This window comes from Pedobacter frigoris (genome assembly GCF_032678645.1).
GTDB lineage: Bacteria > Bacteroidota > Bacteroidia > Sphingobacteriales > Sphingobacteriaceae > Pedobacter > Pedobacter frigoris_A.
The window spans coordinates 375,581-396,579 of record NZ_JAVTSP010000002.1; the positions used below are offsets into that span (position 1 = coordinate 375,581).

Sequence of the window (20,999 nt, forward strand, 5' to 3'; positions counted from 1 at the left end):
GAAACAACGATACAAACAACGGGAAAACGGACCGGTAGTTCAGCTGGTTAGAATGCCGCCCTGTCACGGCGGAGGTCGCGGGTTCGAGTCCCGTCCGGTCCGCTCAAAGGGTGTAAAAACCGATAAAAAGCCTGCAAATCATATGATAGCAGGCTTTTTTTGTTTCCCTTAGAAGCATACATTTATATTTGGCAACGTACAGGTCAATTCGCTAAAATGTACGTTCCCTTAAAATAGGTTGGCAATGAAAGGTCTAAATTTTCCGAATTCAACGGAATAACGTAATTATCACCTCCATTGCCATTTATGAAAATCCGTCTGCGTTCAGTGTCCACATTTATGTTTGTACTGTTTGCCATTCTTCCAGGCAATTCAATTCTATAGGCAACAGATCTAACTTTTTCTTTAGCGGAGACCATCAGAAAGTGAGTGGGGATCGACCATTCAGCGATATAAGAACCATCTCTATCGAATCTGGATCTAATTACAACACCCTTCGCGTTGTAGACAGAAAAAATAGTATCTGACTTTGTTGCTAATTCTCTTATTGCTATAAATTTCATTTTTTTTGAGAGTGCTGTGTTCCTTATACCTATGACGGAATCAGCTTCATCGCCATTGGACAATTTATCATTAGTTACAGTGTCGGGGTCCCAATTTACGAACCAATTTGGGTTGCCTTTATCATAGATAGGATAGGAAATTTTAAAAGCATCTTTTTCTACAATTTTATGCTGTTGTAATGTCAATGTGATTCCTCCAAAAAGCATCTTCTGCAATGCAGCATAAGTTCCAGACTTTATGATAAGATAAATATTTGCACTGTCATTTGCTATAGAATAATATGTGCTTGTATTTGAATTAAAAGCCATGAAGCCATCTTTCCAGTCATCTAACTTTCCATCAATCAACACGTTTTTTGGTGCTCTTAACGATTGAGTCTGCAGTTTAGGTAATTTTTGTGCAGGCACTTGTTGAGAAAAGGCAAATATCAGTAGCGCAGTAGATAACGAACAAAGTTGGAAATGTTTAAACATAGGGTGTTGATATCTATAATGGTCTATCTTCTTTCTGGGCTTCATTACGCTATATATTTGGTTATAAGTTAAATATATACGTTTTATAACATAACATGAAATCGTTTATAACTACCGGATCTAATAATATGCATTTGAAGATTACATACACAGATTTTATGATTATTAAATAATTATGACAACGTTTACATAATTATTCATTTATATTGGATGCGATAATATTTTATTAACTAGCCTAATTTTCGAAGCTATATTTGAATTATTTGATTATTCAGTCTAAGAGTAAAGGAAAAAAGTTGCATTATAAAAATTATTATGCTTTATTTGGTGAAAACGTTTTCATATTTAAAGTAACTAGCAGAATGTTTATAAATTACTTGAATGTGATTTGCAGTTGTATCATTTGCTTCTCGAATTTAAAACATGAACTAAGCCAAATAAAGGCTGAAATTTTAACAAAATAGTATGCAATTTAAACCTTGTTATATGAGGTTTAAGACGTTTTTATGTGAATGCAAACGATTGTGTTGTTTTTTTTAATCGGCATTAAAATTCTAAAAATATTAATGTCCTATTTTTCCTTTCCCTATCTTCCTAGAGAAAGATAGCCAACAATTTTATAATTATTAAGAAATTATTAATGCTAATTGATTAATAATGCCAGTTGGTTTGTGAGCATTATCTGTAGAGACTGCTTTCAACAAAAAAAAATAAGATTATTTGCATATCAACCGTTTGCGTTGATCTTAGGTGTAATATGTTTGACTTAATGTTATACTTTCGATTTCATTATACAGAAGCGTCTATTTAAGCTGAGTTTCTGTGATTTAAGAACCAAACAACCTAACCCAAAATTATGAACCAACTTTTTACTCTCATTCCTTTTAACGCAAGCCTACACTTATCCCTAACGTCATAGGGACATCAATTTATTATTAGACTTATAGTCGATAACTTTTGCTTATAGGTCTTTCAAGCTATTTAACGATAAATTCCGCGAATTCGTATGCGATAATAGATTTTACTGCTATTTCAGTTGGCATACCTATCGTTTCGAATTAACGATTTAGTAGAAATTAAGAAATTATTTAACAAGAGCTTCATCAAAACAATTTAATCAATACGAATGAAAATGATCCGAATTATTACAGTTGGTATTTATGTTGGATTGCTATCGATCTTTGGTCTTACCAAAGTACAGGCAAAAACGATAAGTACTGCTAATTTGAATTACAGTATACTTTTAAGACAAGATACTGACGATACTTCCAAAACCACATTGGATACAATAGTGATGAAAGATCGGCGTACATTAGTAAAGGGTATTAGAGATTCCTTGCACGTAAAAGTGGCGGCATTGAGTCCTAATATTTCGGTTCAGCAGATGTTGAAAGGAAATATAGCCGGTCTTTATGTTCAGGAAACAAGCGGTGAGTCCGGATCTGGACAGAGCATGATAATAAGAGGCTTATCCGCTCCGGTTTTTAACAAGAATGAAATTTATAACCAGCAACCAACTGTGTATGTAAATGGTGTTCCCATGATCAAAGAAAACTCATTTGTATTTGACATTCAAAAATACGATTTCAATAGGATTGGTCCTGCGACTAATTTACTGGCAGGGATCGATATCAGTAATATCAATTCAATTGAAGTTATTAAAGATCCTGCTGAACTCGCAAAATTAGGGCCGAATGCGGCAAATGGTGCAATTTGGATCACTACTAAAGCGGCTAAGTCAGGATACAGAGATTTAAGTGTGAACAGCTACTTCGGAATGGTGCAGGAAAGTAATATCTCTCAAATAAATGCAGAATATGAAAATACATTCCGTAAGCCATTTTATCAGAAATATGCAACGCAATCTGATTATTTAAATTATGTTGGATACTTAAGGGATTCAACAAATTTGGATTATTACGGGCCAGCAAGATGGAGCGATTTGTACTACAAAAACAGAGCTATACATTCCGTCGACCTGGGATTAACAGGCGGATCTGAACGCGCAAATTTCAGGTTTTTTGGATCGGCAACAACAAACGCCGGAAATGCGGATGATACTGATTTAAATAGATATCATGCTTCATTTCAGATAAATATGGCTCCTTTTAGCTGGATAACCATATCAAGTATGGCAAATGTAGGACGAATGGATAGGGATAGGAACAGAAATCTGAGAGACCGTTTTGCCGAGACCAGATACATACCTGATCTTTACAATCCACTGTCACCTAATAAAAATACTTATCAACTGTTTTTAGATGAATACGACAAGGCAATTGATGATAATAGAACAACCCAAGCACAAGGATATTTGTCTTTAAAGTTCAATTTAAAGCCATTTAACTTCGTTTCAACCTTAAATTTCGATTATAATGAAGGTGTAAGAGATGTTTTTTATCCGACAACTCTCATGGGCGGCAACAATTATGTTTCAAACTACTTTGGGTACAACCAACGATTAATGGTTAATAACGCCCTGAATTACACTAAAGACTTAGGTACAGCCCATAAATTCTACTTCGAAGTTGGCCAATCTATTCAGGACGACATATACAAGTATAATTATGCAAATGCATACAATGGACCGAATGATTTTATAAAAATCAACGTTGTAAACGGAACTGTGGGTGCGGATGACTATTTGACTCCAAATACATATTTAGTGTACCGTTATACTGATCGTATACAAACACGACTGATCTCATTCTATGCATCAGCTAAATACAACTATAAAGATTTACTTACCGTTAATGCACTTGTTAGGGATGATGCTTCTTCTACTTCACAACCGGGAAGCCGTTGGTTTGTTGCGCCTGCAGCAAATGCAAGCTGGAATATGAAGAATCAATTTCTAAAGAGCAATAAGGTAATAAATAAATTAAATTTTGATTTGTCGTGGTCAAGAATTGGAAAGCCTTTCAGTGATGACAGATATGCAGCTGGCCCTCAATATAGAGTTTCTGCAGGATGGGCTCTTGAACCAACAATCCCTGGTTATAACGGAGTTGCTACGATTTCCAGACCTTATACTTCAGGATGGGTGGGGTATGATATAAGATCACCATATACAGACCAATTAAATATTGGTTTGGATGCGTCGTTCCTCGACAATCGTATAGGTGCGTCCGCAACTTTTTACATCAAGGATGATAATAGAATGATATTAAATACTCCAATACCTGCAGAAACTGGATATGCAAGTCAGTTCAGCAGTGGTCTTGATGTAAGGAATACCGGTATTGATTTAGGTTTGGATGCAAATATTGTTAAAGGAGACAAGTTTAATTGGCAAACTGGTTTGAATGTTAATTTGAACAGAAATAAATTAAAAGCTCTTCCTGGTGGATTAAATGAACTAATCGTTGCCGACAGGAAATTAAAAATTGGAGAATCGATAGATAAATTCTGGTTATATCAAAATAATGGAATATACAATTCAGATAACGAGGTCGAGGTTAATCCTGCAGATAATAAAAAGTTAACTTTTGAAGGGACTACATTAAAGGCCGGAGATCCCAGATGGAAAGATATCAATGGAGATTACGTAATAGATAATGATGATAAGGTGCTTACAGGAAATTCTATGCCAAAAATCTCAGGTGGTTGGTCGAACGATCTTAAGTATGGCAATTTCAATTTAAATATCAATGTAGTTTTTGCCTTAGGACATAAAGCTTTAAATCAATCAGTTTCTCAACAATACGACTTTATAAACAGAGAGTCGGCAAATGATATTAATTCCGTTAGAGAAATCTTCTCCTGGCAAGAAAATGCGGATCTTTCTAAGTACGCAATATATAACCCGTGGAGTAGTGTAGTGCCTTACAGATTGGAGCAAGATATCTTCCTGGAGAATGCTTCGTATGCTAAGCTCCGTACAGTTTCAATAGGATACGATTTATCAAGTTTGAATTTCTTTAAATCTAAAACCAATATAAAAAGAGCGTATTTATACCTGACAGGAAATAACCTTTTAACATTTACCTCTTTTTCTGGTAGTGACCCTGAATTGGTTGAATATAATGGAATCTATACTGGTTACGGTTTGGCAATTCCGAGAACATACACATTAGGAATTAAAGTTGATTTATAGTATAAAATTATTTAATATGATATCTTTTATAAATAAAAATATTCAATTTAGAAAAACGCTCGTTGTGTTACTGTTTGCATCGATTGCACTTAACGTTTCCTGCAAAAAGGCACTGGAAGTTGAATCGAGCAGACTTGCAACTGAAGACGGGCATTGGATGTCATTGCAAGATACAAGATCTGCTTTGATGGGCACTTACTCACTTATGAGAAGTGCAATGGCCGAAAATAACGCACATTGGATATGGGGAGAATTAAGAAATGGCGATTTCAATTCTATTAACAGATCCGATCTAAAGGTCGTTATTAACGGAGACCTTAAAGCCTCATTCCCTTTACTTCAGAAGATTACTTCCTGGAGAGGTTTTTATGCCGTGATCAACAGTGCAAGTTTGTTGATCGAACGTGCTCCTGAGGTGCTTAAAGCTGATGTGCGGTATACAGAGCCTAATTATAAGGTAGATGTAGCCCAGGCAAGGGCATTGCGTGCATTCGCTTATTTTTACATGGTTCGTATATGGGGTGATGTACCTTTGATTACTTCTTCCCACGATGGAAGTTTTCAAATGAAGGCAAAGACAGAGCAGTCGAAAGTTTTAGCATATGCTGAATCTGAATTGATGGCCGCTGCTAAAGACTTACCTTACATTTATGGTGAAGAAAATAATGAGATCCTTCCCGGCTCGTATTATGGATATGGCGTTGATCGTTGGAGAGGCGCATTATTTACTAAAATATCTGCATATGCAATATTAGCACACATCGCTGCATGGCAGTCTCATTACATAGATGTAGCGGTGTACACAGATTTTATTATGACCAATTATAGCAAAGCAGGGATAGGTTATTCTTCTACTTTGCAATTAACTGCTGCTGACGGGATTTTTAATGGTCAGTCAAACAGTCAAATCATAAGCTTTAGTTTTAATGACGTTTATGGTGAATCTACAGCGAATGGTCACATAGAAGAATTGGTATTGGCCGCACCATTGATTTCTAGACAGATACCTGATTTGTACATCTCTAAAGATACTATTGCTTCAGTTTTTACTGAGTTGGCCGATCAGCGTTTTGGATTAGATACAATTTCTGGTCTTCCTCGTACAAATTATTTTGTTAATTATAGCGGAGAGACCCCGATTTTCAGTAAAATAAAAGTGCTTAGGGGTGGATCAACAGATGGAAAATTTGCCATTTATAGTTCAAACTTATTATTTACCCGTTTGGAAGAACTGGTGTTACTTAGAGCTGAGGCATTGGCTGTTCTTAATCAGCGATTTGATGCTATCACATTGTTAAACATCATTAAGAGAAGCAGGGGCCTCGGCACCATCACAGACGAACCAGGTCTGGATCTTGTTAAGGAAATTTTCAGCGAGCGCAGGAGAGAACTAATGGGTGAGGGTTGGAGATGGTATGATCAGATCCGCTATAATAAAATACAAAACAACAATCCTAAATTCATGAACCTGATCAATCAAAAAGGGATTTACTGGCCAATTGCTAAGGAGGTTTTAAATTCAAATAACAAGTTAGAACAAAATAACTATTGGAAATAATGGCAAAATGTAAAGAAATATTGGGGTCAGCTTATGATTCCATTAATAGCAATCAAATGAAAAGTAGGTTATCTATCAACCTTTCATTTTTACTAATCACAATAATGGCTGTTTCCTTGTTTTCTTGCAAAAAGAACGATTCGGCATATTATAATTATGAAAATACACTTAAGGAGTTCAATGGCAATGCGTTCGAATATCTGCAATCACAACCAGGAGTCTATGATTCTCTGTTAGTTGCGCTGAACAGGTTGCCGGCATTGAAAGATTCGTTGCAGAATGAGAAAGTAACCTTGTTTGCTGTTACGAATAAGAGTTTTCAAATTTCAGTGGAAAGTTTAAATACTATCAGAAAGCGAACTAATAAGACACCGCTTTACTTGAAAACTGTAAGTGTTGAAGAATTGGATACGATGGTTAGCCGATATATTGTACGCGGCACTTATACGACCGCAGATTTCCAAAATTTTGCAGATGGTTTATTAATTAAGAGTATTAATCATAACTATAATATGCACGTGCTCTATAAAAAAGCCGATGCTGCTGGATTTACCGGTGGTGGGCCAGGTATCATTACTTTTAGCGATCCTAAAAATTCAATCTTCGTAAGGTACTGGCAAAGTACTCCAACAAATGCGGTAAATATTAAAACCAATAATGCAATTATTAATGTGGTCGCTCCAGGTCATGATTTTGGATTTGGTGATTTTGTAACAAGAACTAATAATTAAGGCTATAAAAATGAACAATAAATACTCTATAACATCCTTTAGCGTTTTCTTGATCGGTCTGGTGTTATTAAGCACTTTGGGCTGTAAAAAAAATCTCCCGGAGGATCGGGAATCAATAGCGTTGGATACCCGTTTTACACAAACCGTTTACACCCCGGTTTTAGGTAGAAATACACTGTTTTCTGATAATTTCTTTCTCGGAACTTCATCCCAACCGTTAACTTTCAAAATAATTAACATGAGAACGAGAGACGGGGTTGAAGCTTCTGTGCTCACAAAGAAAACGCCCGTTCAAGTATGGACCCAACCCTATCTTGGTGATGAGAAATCGATTGCTGAGATTGAAGCTAAAAGAAAAATCGAGAATCGCCCTTTGTTCGAGATCAGAGAACATTCAGGACAATTCCTAATGTGGTCGGCTGCACGCTCTCCTGACGTTAAAACACAACCTGATTCAGGATATGTATTTGATGTAGAAATGTCGAATTCCGGCGGAAGGAGATATTTTAGAGACTTCAAATTGATGCCACTGAAGGAGCGGGCATTCGAACCGTCGGTATTGAATTCAATTACAGGATTAGCTCAGTATGTGGGATTAACCCCTTCTGGAGTTAATAATTTGAGGGGAGCACGCAACGGTCAATTTATTTCTTATAATGATATTGGAGTGCTCTTCAAAAAGAATGAAGGCGCGGGAAATTCCTTGACTTTCAAATTCGTGGATTCCTTGTTTAATCCAATTAACCCAAGTTCGTTTAATCTCACTAACTGGAATCAACTGTTACACGGTTTCAACATGATTAAAACTAATGAATCTGTGAAATATGATGTTGCATATCCAATTCCTTTAATTGCATATAGGACAAAATATACAAATACAAATGGTGATAAAGCCCATACTGTTTTTAGATATGATCGCCAAGGATTTGGAAATATAAGGGAAGAGGCTTATATCAGTATGGACTTCGCTATTTATGAGCCTGGTAATTGGGAAATTATCATTTGGTTCACAGGCCAAAGTCCAAAGTTTACAAACGATTAATAATATAGGATTTCTAAAATTATATAAGATCTAATATGAGATATGCTGTTATAATACTTTCTTTGTTTATGTTGCTTGGTTTCAATATCGAAACAGAGGCTCAACAAAAGAAAGTCGTAGTTAAAGGAACTATTACAGATAGGCTTGATAAAAAGCCGATTCCAGGTGTAGTAATATCATCGGGTAAGCCATTAGTGTCACTGGGGCAGACTGATGAAAAAGGTATGTTTACGGTAAGCGTAGACGACGGTGCTGATTTGGTTTTTAAATACATCAGCTATAAGACAGTGATCCGAAAGGTTAATGGTGCTTCAACGATTAACATCAGCATGGAAGAGGCGGTTAATACGCTGAAGGAAACTACCATCATGGGATATGGCAAAAAAACCAAAGAAGTTAGTACCGGATCCAGTGTGGTGATTACCAGAAGAGAAATCGAAAACGTACCGGTTGCCAACGTAATGGAATTACTTCAGGGTAAAGTAGCAGGTATGAACGTACAAAACAATAATGGAACACCAGGTATGCGAGGTTCGATCAATATCCGTGGTATTTCTAATGTAAACGTTTCTACTGGCGGAGGCCAGGCTTTTTTAACACCGACTTCTCCTTTATATGTTCTTGATGGTGTTCCTATGGATGATAATTCAGATTATGGCTTTCAATCTGCTGCGCCAGGAGTTAGTCCCATCTCCTTGATTCCTGTTGAAGATATTCAACAAATAGAGGTACTGAAAGACGCTCAGGCAACCTCTTTGTATGGATCAAGAGGTGCATATGGTGTTATTCTAATTACCACAAGGCGTGGTAATTCAAAAGTTCCCATTATAAGTTATATTGGTAATTATACGCTTGATGTTCCTCCCGCTTTAAGATCTGTTATTGGAGGAAAGGGTGAAAGATTAATGCGTATCGACCAAATTCTTAGAAATGATACAAATTATTATCATGGATTAAACATGGTTAATAGTACAGCATTTCTTGCTGACAGTTTGAATGCATTTTATAACAATTCTACCGATTGGCAGGATAAATACTATAGAACTACTTTCAATCAAACTCACAACGTAGATGTTTCTGGAGGGGATAATTTCTTTAACTATAAAGTGAATACAGGCTACTATGGGAAAAAGGGTATTGTAGAAAATACTGACTTTACACGTTATAACTTGAACCTGAGCGCTGTTTATCAGCCAAATACACGGTTTAAATTGGCTGCGACGCTAAATAATGTACTGTCTAATAGCAGCTCCGGCGGCGGTAATAGTTTGTCTCAAAATGGATTGGCAACTACAGGAGCTGCATCATCATTGCTTCCTCCGCCATCTTTATTTACTGCCACAAGTGACTTACTAAATACATTAAATGTTGTTGACAATAGTAAAGTAATCGATATAACATCTAATATAGATGTAGAATATGAGTTACTAAAAGATTTGCGTGCCTCTACCACTTTTAGCTATAAATATACTACTCAGGCGAAAGACAGATTTAATCCGGGAGCTTTGAGTGATGGGTTTAATTCGGTTTATAATTATTTTGATCGCAAAAATACATTGTATAACAGAACCAGACTTTCTTATACTAAGCAAATCGCTGAGAAACATACTTTCAATGTTGCAATGTTCAGTGAGCTCAATGTGACTGATTTTAGAGCGGATGCAGTCCTCCAAAACAGTACTCCAAATGACCAGATAAAAGGTCCATTAGGGTCTGACTGGTATAATTCACGCGGAGGAACTTTAAGGAATTTAAGTCAGCTAAGAACGGCTTCGCTTGCAGGATCCTTCTCTTATAATTATGAGCAAAAATATGTATTGGATTTATCTTATCGTATAGACGGATCTTCTACCAATGGCCCTGATGCAGGATATTCTAAGAGTCCCTCAGTAGCTGTAAGATGGAATTTTCACAAAGAAGGTTTTATGAAATCCACTGAAAACTGGTTGGACTTCTCATCTATTCGACTTAGTTACGGTAAAAATATCGTTCCAACAGGTACTGTATACGATGTTTATGGAAGATACAATGCTGCTGGAAATTATAATCAGAAGCCTACCGTTAATCTTGATCTTGGAGTAGTCCCTAATACGACATTAACACCTACTACAACCACACAATATAATGCTGCGTTTGAGGCTGGATTCCTGAATGGCAGATTTGGAATAGTCTTCGAAACATATTATAAGCAGGTTGACAACATGCTTCGTGAGAAAAATATTTCCAATATCAATGCCTTTTCAAAAGTGCAGACTAATGAAATGAGTTTGGTAGATTATGGCTATGAACTTTCGTTAAATACCCGTGTTTACTCGCCTAAAAAAGCCGGTGATTTTTCATGGACAGTAGGTGTAAATGGAGCACTAAACAAAGACGTGATGGTTCATCTACCAGATAATGTTAGCCAGTTGCTGGTTCCCGACCCTGGTACAGGTCAAAATATCCTATACAGGTTGGGAAGGAATAGCCTTTCAAATGTATTGTTGAATACCAAAGGCATATATTCTACGAATGCAGATGTACCTGTAGATCCTCTTACTGGTTTAAGATACAGAACTGGTGGAACAGCAGGTAGTCAGACCTATTTCCAGGCTGGCGATCCAAGGTGGACTGATTTGAATGGTGATTATATACTAGATGTAAACGATTATGTTGCTGCAGGTAACTCACAACCTCTAATCACTGGTGGACTAAGTTCTTACATGCAATATAAAGGATTTACATTTTCTGTGTCAGGATCATTTACCCTAATCAGAGATGTTTTGAACAATGCTATGGCTTCGAGATTTCAGAACTTTCAAAACCCTCTGGCTATGAACGCACTGGTTCCGATAGAACAGTATGAGTATTGGAAGGCCTCCGGAGATCAATCTACTTATCCTTATCCTTATGATTACACCCGTTATAATAGATACAGCCCTTTTAGGTATGATCAAACACTTTTCCAGGAAGATGGTTCTTATTTTAAAATAAACTCCGCGACGCTGAGGTATAATATTGACCGTAAATTTACTCAAAGATGGGGTATGGATGCAGTGGCAATTTATGCAACCGCTTATAACGTCTATACATTTTCGAACTATTCAGGGCCAAATCCGGAGAACGTCTCTGATTTAGGAAGAGACAATTCAGGAGGCTATCCAAATGCCCGAACTTACACATTAGGCCTTAATATCAAATTTTAACTATTAAAACTAGATTTATGAAACGTTTTACATATACATTTTTAATTCTGGCCGCCGGCACACTACTGTTTTCAGGCTGTAAGAAATTTTTAAATGTAACTCCGATAGATAATCTCTCAGGAAATAATTACTGGCAAAACCAAAAGGACGTAGAGGCTTTTACAGCTGGGATTTATAATCAATTTAGAGAAAATACTTTGTCGTCTGCATATTTCGCTACGACAGGAGATTTAAGGTGTAGTCCGGCTATCGAAACTGCTGGTTTGGGAAGAAGCTATATTACTAAAATTACCAATAATGACCTGAGAAGTTTATTGCTAACCGACGATTATTACGGGCAAATATTTAATTACGCTGGAATAACCAAATGGAATAACTGGTATAAGATGGTTCAATCTGCTAATATTTTATATGTTCAGACAGATAAGGTAGAATCCCTTTCTGCAGCTGACAGAAAAAAATATCGTGCTGAAGCGGTTTTTTTACGCAACCTGGCTTATTTTTTTATGGTTCGTCAATTCGGAGATATACCCTATTATACAAAAGCTTACAATCAGGATCCTCTGCCAAGAATGAATATGGTACAGGTATTGAAAAATTGTATCGCTGATATGGCGGCGGTAAAGGAAGATTTGCCATGGACATATGATGATCCCTCTATTGTTGGTATCAGGGCCATGCGTGGCAGTGCTATAGTTTTAATGATGCACATGAACATGTGGGCTGCGGGATTTGATGAAGCAAATAAGAGCATTTATTATACGGACGTAGATAAATTAGGCGCAGAGATCATGGCGAATAATAACTACGCATTACTTGATATTAGAAAAACTAAGGAGATTTTTAAAGGACGGACCAAAGAAAGTTTATTTGAAGTATTAAGAAGCTTAAATTATGGTGAATATTCGACTGGAGCGTACCTGTATAACACGTTTACGGATATGGTACTTAGATATCCACATAAGCCTGTACCTTCAATCACAAAGAGTTACATCTACTATAATTCTAAATTCATTAATAAATTATATCCAAGCGGAACGCCGGACAAAAGAGCCGAATATTGGTTCGATCCGCTGACGCTTTATTCGACAGATGGAAAGTGGGAACTCCTTAAGTTTGTAAATATCTTCGCAGCAGAAGGTGAGGATGTACTCCCGGATGATGATCTGATTGTCTTCAGGTTGGCAGATGCAATTTTACTTCGTGCTGAAGCTCAGGCTGAGTTAGGTGATGATGGGGGCGCCCGGACTACAGTTAATAAGATCCGCGCCAGAGCCGAAGCTAATCCAATTACTGAATCAGGTAAAGATTTAAAAGATGCGATTTGGTATGAACGCTGCCGAGAACTAATGGGAGAAGGCCATTACTATTATGATCTTGTTCGTACAAAGAAAGTGTTGGATAAAGAATACTGCTATCATCCTATATCGATTGAGGATTTTAAAGCTGGTGCGTGGGCCTGGCCAATAGATAAAAGCGCTTTGCAAGACAATCCTTACATGCAGTTGAATGATTTTTGGAAATAATATTAAAGAAATTAATAAAGAATTTATGTTGAAGAAATTTAAATCGGTCATAGCTTTATTTGCAGTATTATCCTGCTTATTGATCGCATGTAAAAAAAATTATTTTGAGGATACCGGTGTCCATAATGCAAAATACAATGGATCTATTCTGCAGTATCTTAAATCAAAGCCTGTATTGTTTGATAGTTTAGTCATGGCTATCGATGCGGCGGGAATGAATGATGTCTTTGAAAAGGAAAATGTGACTTTTTTCGCTCCAGCTAATTCTTGTATCTACAAGGCAGTTAAGTGGTTAAATGAGGATTTGAGAACTAGTGGTAAAGATACAGTTTCTCAACTCAGTCAGATAAAACCTGAAGTTTGGAAGGCCATGCTTTCTCAATATGTGTTTAAAGGATCATATCTTTTAAAAGATGTCCCTCAAATTGACACATTAGCATTGAATGCGTTTTCAGGTCAGGGTTATACTTCTTATGGTGGACGGTCAATGAACCTGGGTGTTTTCTATAATGATGCAAACGGTATAAAATATGTTGGCTACAGACAACTGATCTTGTCTTTCATACCAGATTTTTCTAATCCAAAAACTGGATTGATTAATACTCCGGTAGCAACATCGGATATTCAGCCAACAAATGGAGTATTGCACGTACTCAGGTATCAAAACCATTCTTTTGGCTTTGAAAGCAGGAGATTTATTACGTCAGCTATATCGGCGGGAATTGGAAAAGCGGGGCAATAACGAGTGAACTAACAGAAATACTTTTAGATAGAAATTATGATATTAACAGATATAAAAAATACAAAAGTAAACCTGCTAAAGTCGGTGATGCTTTTGTTGATCCTGGTGAGCTTTTCCTGCAAAAAAAAGGATGTAATTCAAGAGGATCCTTATAAGGGTGGAAAAGAATCGCTTGGAGTTAAATTCATTGGAGATGAACCTGATCCAAATCAGGGCGCCCCGGGCGATGAGGTTACTTTTAAAGTAAACGGGCTCGCTAAGTACAAGGATAAATTTGAGTTCTTAATTAATGAAACCAAGGCAGATGTAATTTCTTTTTCCGATAGTACATTGACGGTGAAAATACCTGCAAGTGCAAGTACAGGTGGAACCACGTTGCTGTTGGAAGGCCAGTCTTTTTTTGGTCCCAAATTTACTGTTCAGGGAAAGGTTTCAATAGACGCCGCATTTAAGGCTGTTAATGGTGCCAATAGTACTATCAGTGATATATTGGCCATACCCAACGGTTATTTATTGGTTGGTACATTTACAAATTTTGAGAGCCAGGCACCGGCAATTCCAGTAAACAGAATCGTATCAATGAACAATGATGGTTCTTTTCAATCACTTCTTTCAAAAGACGGAGCTAATGCATCAATACTTTCTATTAATACGATGTCAAATGGAAAGTATGCAATAACGGGAGCCTTTAATAACTTCAATAAGCGAGCTGGTATGAATGCAGTTACTATACTAAACTCCAATGGTTCACTGGATACTACAATTGTTCAGGTCATTAACCCTAATTCTGAACATCCTCAACTTGGATACGATACTGTAGCAGCATTCAACGGAGGAGTTGTAGGTAGCGTTACCAAAAGTTTTGTGAGGGATAATAAAATTACTGTACTTGGCAATTTTCAATATTTTGCAAGGTACTACTATCCCAGATCTACAAGAGATTTTAAAGTTACGGATTTAACGAGAATGCCTCAAATTGCAAGATTGAAGGAAAATGGAGAGATGGATTCGACATTTAACTACGATGTTACAACCAAGCAGGGATATGCAGGTACAAACGGTCCTATCAATGATGCATTTATGCAGGCAGACGGGAAAATAGTGGCTGTAGGTACTTTTTCAACATTTAATGGTATTCAGTCAAACAATATTGTACGTCTGAATAGTGATGGGAGCCTAGATCCGACGTTTGCAACAGGTACAGGAGCCGATGGCCCGATTACAAGCATCACTTACAATGCGGTTGCAGGAAGAATTATGCTGGCCGGGAATTTCAAAAACTTTAATGGCAAGGCATACAACGGCATTGTAATGTTAAATGCAAATGGTAGCGTAGATGAAACCTTCAAGTTCGGACTGTTAGCAGGTGGTATTCCAAATTATGCGGCTCAGCTTAACAACGGAAAAATTATTGTTTCGGGTGGTTTTAACAATTACAATGGAGTCATCAGGCAAGGATTTATGATCCTTAATCAGGATGGATCTTTAGCTGTAGGTTATAACAATACAGGCGCTTTTGAGGGCAGAATTGCAAAAATGGTACAAACAACATCTGCTTTAGGATATCCAGCTGTTTTACTGGTTGGTGATTTTACAAAATTTGACAACAAAAAGGTAGGAAATATCGTACGTGTTGAGATTAAACCATAATATTAAATTTTCTAAAGAGAACTAAATATGAAGAATATGAATACATATAAATTAGTTGTTGTTTTAATTGCAACACTTTTTGTATCGATGATTTCTGCTTGTAATAAGGATTTTCCCAACAGGCTTAAAACTTCATCCGAAAATGATACACTCGGAATCAATGCAAAAGGACGTAAAGTCTTATACATTATCGTTGATGGGGTTAGAGGAAAAGCGTTAAAAGAAATTAACCCTCCTAATATTGCAAAAATGACAAAAAATGCCATTTATGCTTATGATGGATTGGTAGATTTTGATAAAAATGCAATTACGAATGCTGGTGGATGGGCTAATATGGTTACCGGTGTGATGAACGCAAAACACGGTGTCGTGTCAGAAGATTTCAGTGGAAATAAATTGTCGGCTTACCCTAGTTTATTCACTCAACTTAAGGCCATTAATCCTCAACTTAGAACGGTATCGATTGCTTCATCTGGTGTTTTTAACACGAATCTTGCTGCTGACGCGACTGCTAAGCTAGCTTATGAGAACAACGATGTTTCTGTAAAAAATGCAGTTAAGGATGAACTAAAAAATGCAGATGCTACGCTGGTATTGGCTCAGTTTCACGGTGCTGAAATCGCCGGTCGTGCAGATAGCTATGAAAATGAGTCTGCTTCCTACACGAATGCGATTCTTCAAATTGATACTTATATTGGTGAAATCCTGGATGCCATGAGCAAAAGGAAAACCTTTGCTGACGAAAACTGGTTAGTGGTTTTAGCATCAAACAAGGGTGGCAGTATAGTGGCCGATCCTAACAGTACCGACTTTACCTCTTATGCTGACGCTACGAGAAATAATTTTATAGTTTTTTACAATCCGAGATTTAATACACTTTTTGTTCCAAAACCTGATTCTGAAAAAATCCCTTACACCAATAATAGCGTACGTTTTGATTTTACCACGTCTACGAGACCTACTGCGGTAATTCAGGATGTTAATGCGTATAATTTTGGTTCGTTGGGTAATTATACCATAGAATTGCTGATAAAAAGTAAGGGTGTTAATCCCTACTATCCAACGTTTCTTTCGAAAAGGGCCGCGGGCTTTTCAGGAACAGGATGGAACCTGTTTTTAGAATATGGAAATATCTGGGGTATCAATTCATCTTTAGGTTCACAGGCGAAAGGTAGGGTCATCAGTGATGATATATGGCATAAATTATCTATTGTATTTGATGGTAAAAACGCTAAACTCCGTGTATATACTGATGGACAATTTGATCAGGAAGTGACCATGAACAACACCAACGTGAATAATACTGCTCCTCTAAAATTGGGATATTTGCCTTCCGATGGTAATCAAAGTGCTAGCATTTTAATGAATAGCCTGCAGATTTATAATGTAGCACTGACTGCCCAAGAAATAGCTAATAATAGCTGTAAAACCACCATTACAGAATCTAATCCAAATTATAAAAACCTGATTGGTTACTGGCTGATGAATGAGGGCAAGGGATCAACGTTCAAAGAACTGACCGGTAAAGGGAAAGATTTCTTAATGGGAGGTACACCTACCTGGGAAAGCTTCGATGATGTGGGTTCCAGGCTTTGTCCTGACATCAGCAATTCATTCTATGCAAAAGTACCCAACAGTGTAGATATCCCTTTTGAAATTTACCAATGGTTGGGAATTTCCATAAAACCTAAATGGGATTTAGATGGGAAATCCTGGAATCCAATTTATTCAGATATTAAACCATAATTAATATGAAAAACACTATTTTTTCAATCAGAATATTAGTAGCCTTCCTGTTGCTTAGCCTGGCTTCATGCAAAAAGTATGGCTATGAATTTGAAGATGGCTTTAACAAACCCAGTACTGATGAAAGTGAGCAAACGCTCGATACCTCGATGACTACTGTTGACCGGTCATTATATGCAAGAGCACGTATATTTCCCGGCTTAGTAGAGGCTTCTGAGCCCAGGTTAAAAGATGTTAAATTTACCCTTGACCTTAATTTTTCGGCCTCCAATTCATATTTGCTGAGAATTTCTGTAGCTCCAGAGCCTCAGTTTAGTACAGGATTTTATGCACCTGCCGGTGAATTAATTAAAATTGTTGTTCCTGCCGGAGTAAATGGACTAAGTGTTCAGGTTGGCGGACATACAGATAATCTTACGGGCCAGTTAAACCTGAAAAGAGATCCTTTAATTTATACCGTAAAGCAGTTGTATCCCGGCAATAACTATGTAAGGAATCCATATGGCGGTACAATCTATATCCATGCAGCTTTTGGTATTCCTCAGCCTGTCGAATTTACGATTACAGGGGCTGTGAAATCACCTGACTTTGTATTGGGCAAAAGTACAGATAGTGAATGGGTTGCAGAGGTAAAAGCCTCTACTGTTCCTTGGTTGGAATTGCGTTCGAACCGTGTAATTTTCCTGATTCCACGAGATTTTCTCATTAGAAATTTCAATTCTTCGAAACCTTTAACTAACCCTACTGCATTAATGACTGCATGGAATGCTGTGTTTGAAGAAGATTATAATAAATGGATGGGACTTTCAGATAATGCATTAGATAAGAGAGACAGGAGTCCTCAGGCTGCATGGAGAGAAATTTTGGATATTCAACCATCAGTAGGTTATGGACACAGTGGTACCCCTGGATTTCCGCCGATAGTTGCTACGATGGATGACGAATGGTTCAATAGTGTTGTGAGTTTAGATCAATTACTTCATGGAGCAAACTGGGGTACTTATCATGAATTTGGCCACAACTGTCAGCAGGGATCTATATGGAGCTGGAAAACTCTGGGAGAAACTACTAACAACCTTTTCAATTATAAAGTAGCAAATAGAAATGGTGCAAGTTTTGCCATTCAACATGGTGATGAATGGGTGCAGCCAGCGCTTAATTTTGCAGCGACAAACACTTCTCTGACCATCTTTGATTCACCTAGCGGTCCTATGGAGGATCCTTTTAAAAGAATGATTCCGTTCTTACAGATATTTGGAATTTATGGATATGATGCGATGCCTTATCTGTATACGGCAGCAAGACATGCTGAAAGGTTCTCTAATACAGAGCTTGACAAGCATGATTTCGTTTATGAGAGATTCTCCGAATATGCAAGAACAGACTTAAAGCCGTTTTTTGAAGCCTGGGGAATAGAAATTACACCTCAGTCTAAAACCAAAATAGCTGCAAAGTTCCCCTTGCTAACTAAACAAGTGTGGACCTATAACCCAATGACTAAAACCGGGGGAACTGCGGATATTGTTTATAAAGTAACTGTATCAGCGAATTCTGAAGAAACGGGAGGAGAAGGACCTGTTAGTGGTTACGCTAACGCAATGATAGACGGTGATAACAACACTTTCTGGCACTCAAAATGGTCAGCGAATCCTGTAGGTAACTTCCCTTACACAATTCTTTTAAATATGGGAACCCCTGCTGTTGCGAAAGGGATTTATATTGTTCCGAGAAACTCAAGTGCGCAGAGACCTAAAAACATTGAAATCTATTCAAGTACAGATAATGTAAACTGGACACTTAGAGGAACAACCCAAGTTACAAATGCTTTTGCGAGGTTTAACTATAATTTTTCTTCAACGATAACTGCTCAGTATTATAAGTTGATTCTGAAGGACAATCACAGTGGAACCAATACAGCAGCAATTGCTGAACTTAATATTATTAGATAATTAAAAAATTAAATCATTAAAGATGATCTATAGCAATAAAAAAATCACGTTGTTTTGCACTGTGATGTTCATAGCTGCGACAGTACTTACTGCTTGTAAAAAATATGAAAATCCAGCTCAGATATTTGAAGAATATGGTTCGAGTGCAAGCGGTAAGTCTTTACGAAAGGTTCTTATTATCAATATTGATGGTGCCGTAGGGACAGATGTGAAGACCATTAACCCGCCGAACATAGCAGCTTTGATTAAAAACGGGAAATTTACTTTTACCCAGTTAAAAGACGCCCAATCATCAAAGGCTGGCTCAATAGCAAGTATGCTTACCGGAGTATCCTCTGCCAAGCATAAAATTTTGAATGATAGTTACATGCCAGCTAATTCCAGTACTGATGATCATAGTGAAATCATCAACTATCCTTCCTTGTTTTCTCGTATGTTGGATGTAAGACCGGAATTTAAAACGGTTACAATAACAACAGATGCCGCACTGAATAAATATTTAATCCATTCAGATCATAGAATATTAACGGGAACTGATGCGCTTGTTAAGGATTCAGCAGTGAATGTTCTTCAGAATAATGCCAATGCCAAAGTTATTTTTACTGACTTTTCGAGTGTAAAGACTGCTGGAAGTGGCTCCGGATTTTCGCCAACTTCCCCAGCGTACAAATCAGCAATTGAAACAGTTGACGGATATATAGGAGATATGATTGCCGCATTGAAAAAGCGTAAAGACTATGCTTCTGAAGATTGGTTGGTAATTGTTACCACAAACCGGGGTGGTGACGAGTTAAACTCTAAGCAGGGATTTGTCATTTGTTACAATCCAAATTTGAAAAGCCAGGGCATCTCCAAAGAAGGTTTTAATACCATGAACTTTAAAGGAACATCTGTTAACGCAGTTATAAATGGAGATAATAATTTTTATAATGCCGGCACAAACAAAGATTTCACTGTGCAACTGCAGGCAAAGTTCAATAAAAGCTCATACTGGCCAGGATTTCTTTCAAAAAGTACAGATGTAAGTGTTCACGTTACCACCGGATGGACTATGCTCTTCAATGGGGGGACTTGGGAAGTATTATTGGGAGGAAAAAATAATGGCGGGTCAACAGTAAGTTTGGGGAGTGGATCAACCACTATCAGCGATGCAAAATGGCACACTTTGACACTTACGGTAAAAACAGTCGGAGCTGTGAGGACAGCGACGATGTATACAGATGGTAACCTGACTATTAGCAAAGATATTACCGGCGTAAAAGATTTAACTACAACGGAGCCGTTTAAAATTGGTTATAGAAATCAAGATAATAGCGGAGGCGATTTGGATTTTTACGCTGCAGATTTGCAATATTTTAATGTTGGTTTAGATGCCGCTGCTGTAAAAGCAAACGTTGCATTGAAGGATATTACAAAACATCCAAATTATGCTAATTTAATCGGGTACTGGCCTTTGGATGAAGGAGGAGGATCTATTATAAGTAATCAGGCTCCTACGGGGTATGATTTTATAATGAGGGGAAGTGGTGTTTGGCAGTCGCTCGGTAATGATATTCCTGTAAGCAGAACTCCTCAGGTAATAAGCGATGGTACCGTCTCAATAGTAAGTACAGGACCTGATGTAACTGCATTGACTTTTTATTGGCTTAGAATGCCGGTAAAATCTGATTGGGGTTTAGACGGCGTCCCTTGGATATCCAATTTTGAACTTGAATTTATAAAATAGCAGATCATCCA

12 protein-coding genes and 1 tRNA gene are annotated in these 20,999 nt (G+C 37.3%); 12 read left to right on the forward strand and 1 reads right to left on the reverse strand.

Annotation, left to right across the window (positions count from 1 at the left end; genetic code table 11):
• Positions 1 to 28: 28 nt before the first annotated feature.
• Positions 29 to 102, forward strand: a tRNA-Asp gene (locus R2Q78_RS08035).
• A 101-nt stretch (positions 103 to 203) separates the two neighbouring features.
• Here R2Q78_RS08035 and R2Q78_RS08040 read toward each other — a convergent pair.
• Positions 204 to 1,082, reverse strand: coding sequence for a hypothetical protein (locus R2Q78_RS08040; RefSeq protein ID WP_316790615.1), 879 nt, complete (start codon positions 1,080 to 1,082; stop codon positions 204 to 206).
• Between the two features lie 1,087 nt (positions 1,083 to 2,169).
• Here R2Q78_RS08040 and R2Q78_RS08045 point away from each other — a divergent pair.
• Genes R2Q78_RS08045 through R2Q78_RS08095 form a run of 11 tightly spaced genes read left to right on the forward strand, consistent with a single transcriptional unit; the run spans position 2,170 to position 20,988 of the window.
• A complete protein-coding gene (locus R2Q78_RS08045; RefSeq protein WP_316790617.1) occupies positions 2,170 to 5,133 on the forward strand; it encodes a SusC/RagA family TonB-linked outer membrane protein in 2,964 nt (987 codons plus the stop codon).
• 16 nt (positions 5,134 to 5,149) lie between these two features.
• Positions 5,150 to 6,691 carry a RagB/SusD family nutrient uptake outer membrane protein gene (locus R2Q78_RS08050; RefSeq protein ID WP_316790619.1) on the forward strand — a complete coding sequence of 514 codons (1,542 nt, stop codon included), beginning with the start codon at positions 5,150 to 5,152 and terminating at the stop codon, positions 6,689 to 6,691.
• A 56-nt stretch (positions 6,692 to 6,747) separates the two neighbouring features.
• A complete protein-coding gene (locus tag R2Q78_RS08055) occupies positions 6,748 to 7,422 on the forward strand; it encodes a hypothetical protein (RefSeq protein ID WP_316790621.1) in 675 nt (224 codons plus the stop codon).
• A 10-nt stretch (positions 7,423 to 7,432) separates the two neighbouring features.
• Complete coding sequence (locus tag R2Q78_RS08060) at positions 7,433 to 8,464, forward strand: DUF5007 domain-containing protein (protein ID WP_316790623.1); 1,032 nt, start codon at positions 7,433 to 7,435, stop codon at positions 8,462 to 8,464.
• Between the two features lie 35 nt (positions 8,465 to 8,499).
• Complete coding sequence (locus R2Q78_RS08065) at positions 8,500 to 11,649, forward strand: SusC/RagA family TonB-linked outer membrane protein (RefSeq protein WP_316790625.1); 3,150 nt, start codon at positions 8,500 to 8,502, stop codon at positions 11,647 to 11,649.
• A gap of 17 nt (positions 11,650 to 11,666) precedes the next feature.
• Positions 11,667 to 13,175: a RagB/SusD family nutrient uptake outer membrane protein gene (locus R2Q78_RS08070; RefSeq protein WP_316790627.1), complete on the forward strand. Its 1,509-nt coding sequence runs from the start codon at positions 11,667 to 11,669 to the stop codon at positions 13,173 to 13,175.
• A 25-nt stretch (positions 13,176 to 13,200) separates the two neighbouring features.
• Positions 13,201 to 13,917, forward strand: coding sequence for a fasciclin domain-containing protein (locus R2Q78_RS08075; RefSeq protein ID WP_316790629.1), 717 nt, complete (start codon positions 13,201 to 13,203; stop codon positions 13,915 to 13,917).
• A gap of 36 nt (positions 13,918 to 13,953) precedes the next feature.
• Positions 13,954 to 15,567: a DUF5008 domain-containing protein gene (locus tag R2Q78_RS08080; RefSeq protein ID WP_316790631.1), complete on the forward strand. Its 1,614-nt coding sequence runs from the start codon at positions 13,954 to 13,956 to the stop codon at positions 15,565 to 15,567.
• A 36-nt stretch (positions 15,568 to 15,603) separates the two neighbouring features.
• Complete coding sequence (locus R2Q78_RS08085) at positions 15,604 to 17,313, forward strand: LamG-like jellyroll fold domain-containing protein (RefSeq protein WP_316790633.1); 1,710 nt, start codon at positions 15,604 to 15,606, stop codon at positions 17,311 to 17,313.
• A 5-nt stretch (positions 17,314 to 17,318) separates the two neighbouring features.
• Positions 17,319 to 19,262 carry a M60 family metallopeptidase gene (locus R2Q78_RS08090; protein WP_316790634.1) on the forward strand — a complete coding sequence of 648 codons (1,944 nt, stop codon included), beginning with the start codon at positions 17,319 to 17,321 and terminating at the stop codon, positions 19,260 to 19,262.
• Positions 19,263 to 19,284: 22 nt separating this feature from the next.
• Positions 19,285 to 20,988, forward strand: a complete 1,704-nt coding sequence (locus tag R2Q78_RS08095) for an alkaline phosphatase family protein (RefSeq protein ID WP_316790636.1) — start codon at positions 19,285 to 19,287, stop codon at positions 20,986 to 20,988.
• The last annotated feature ends 11 nt before the right edge of the window (positions 20,989 to 20,999 follow it).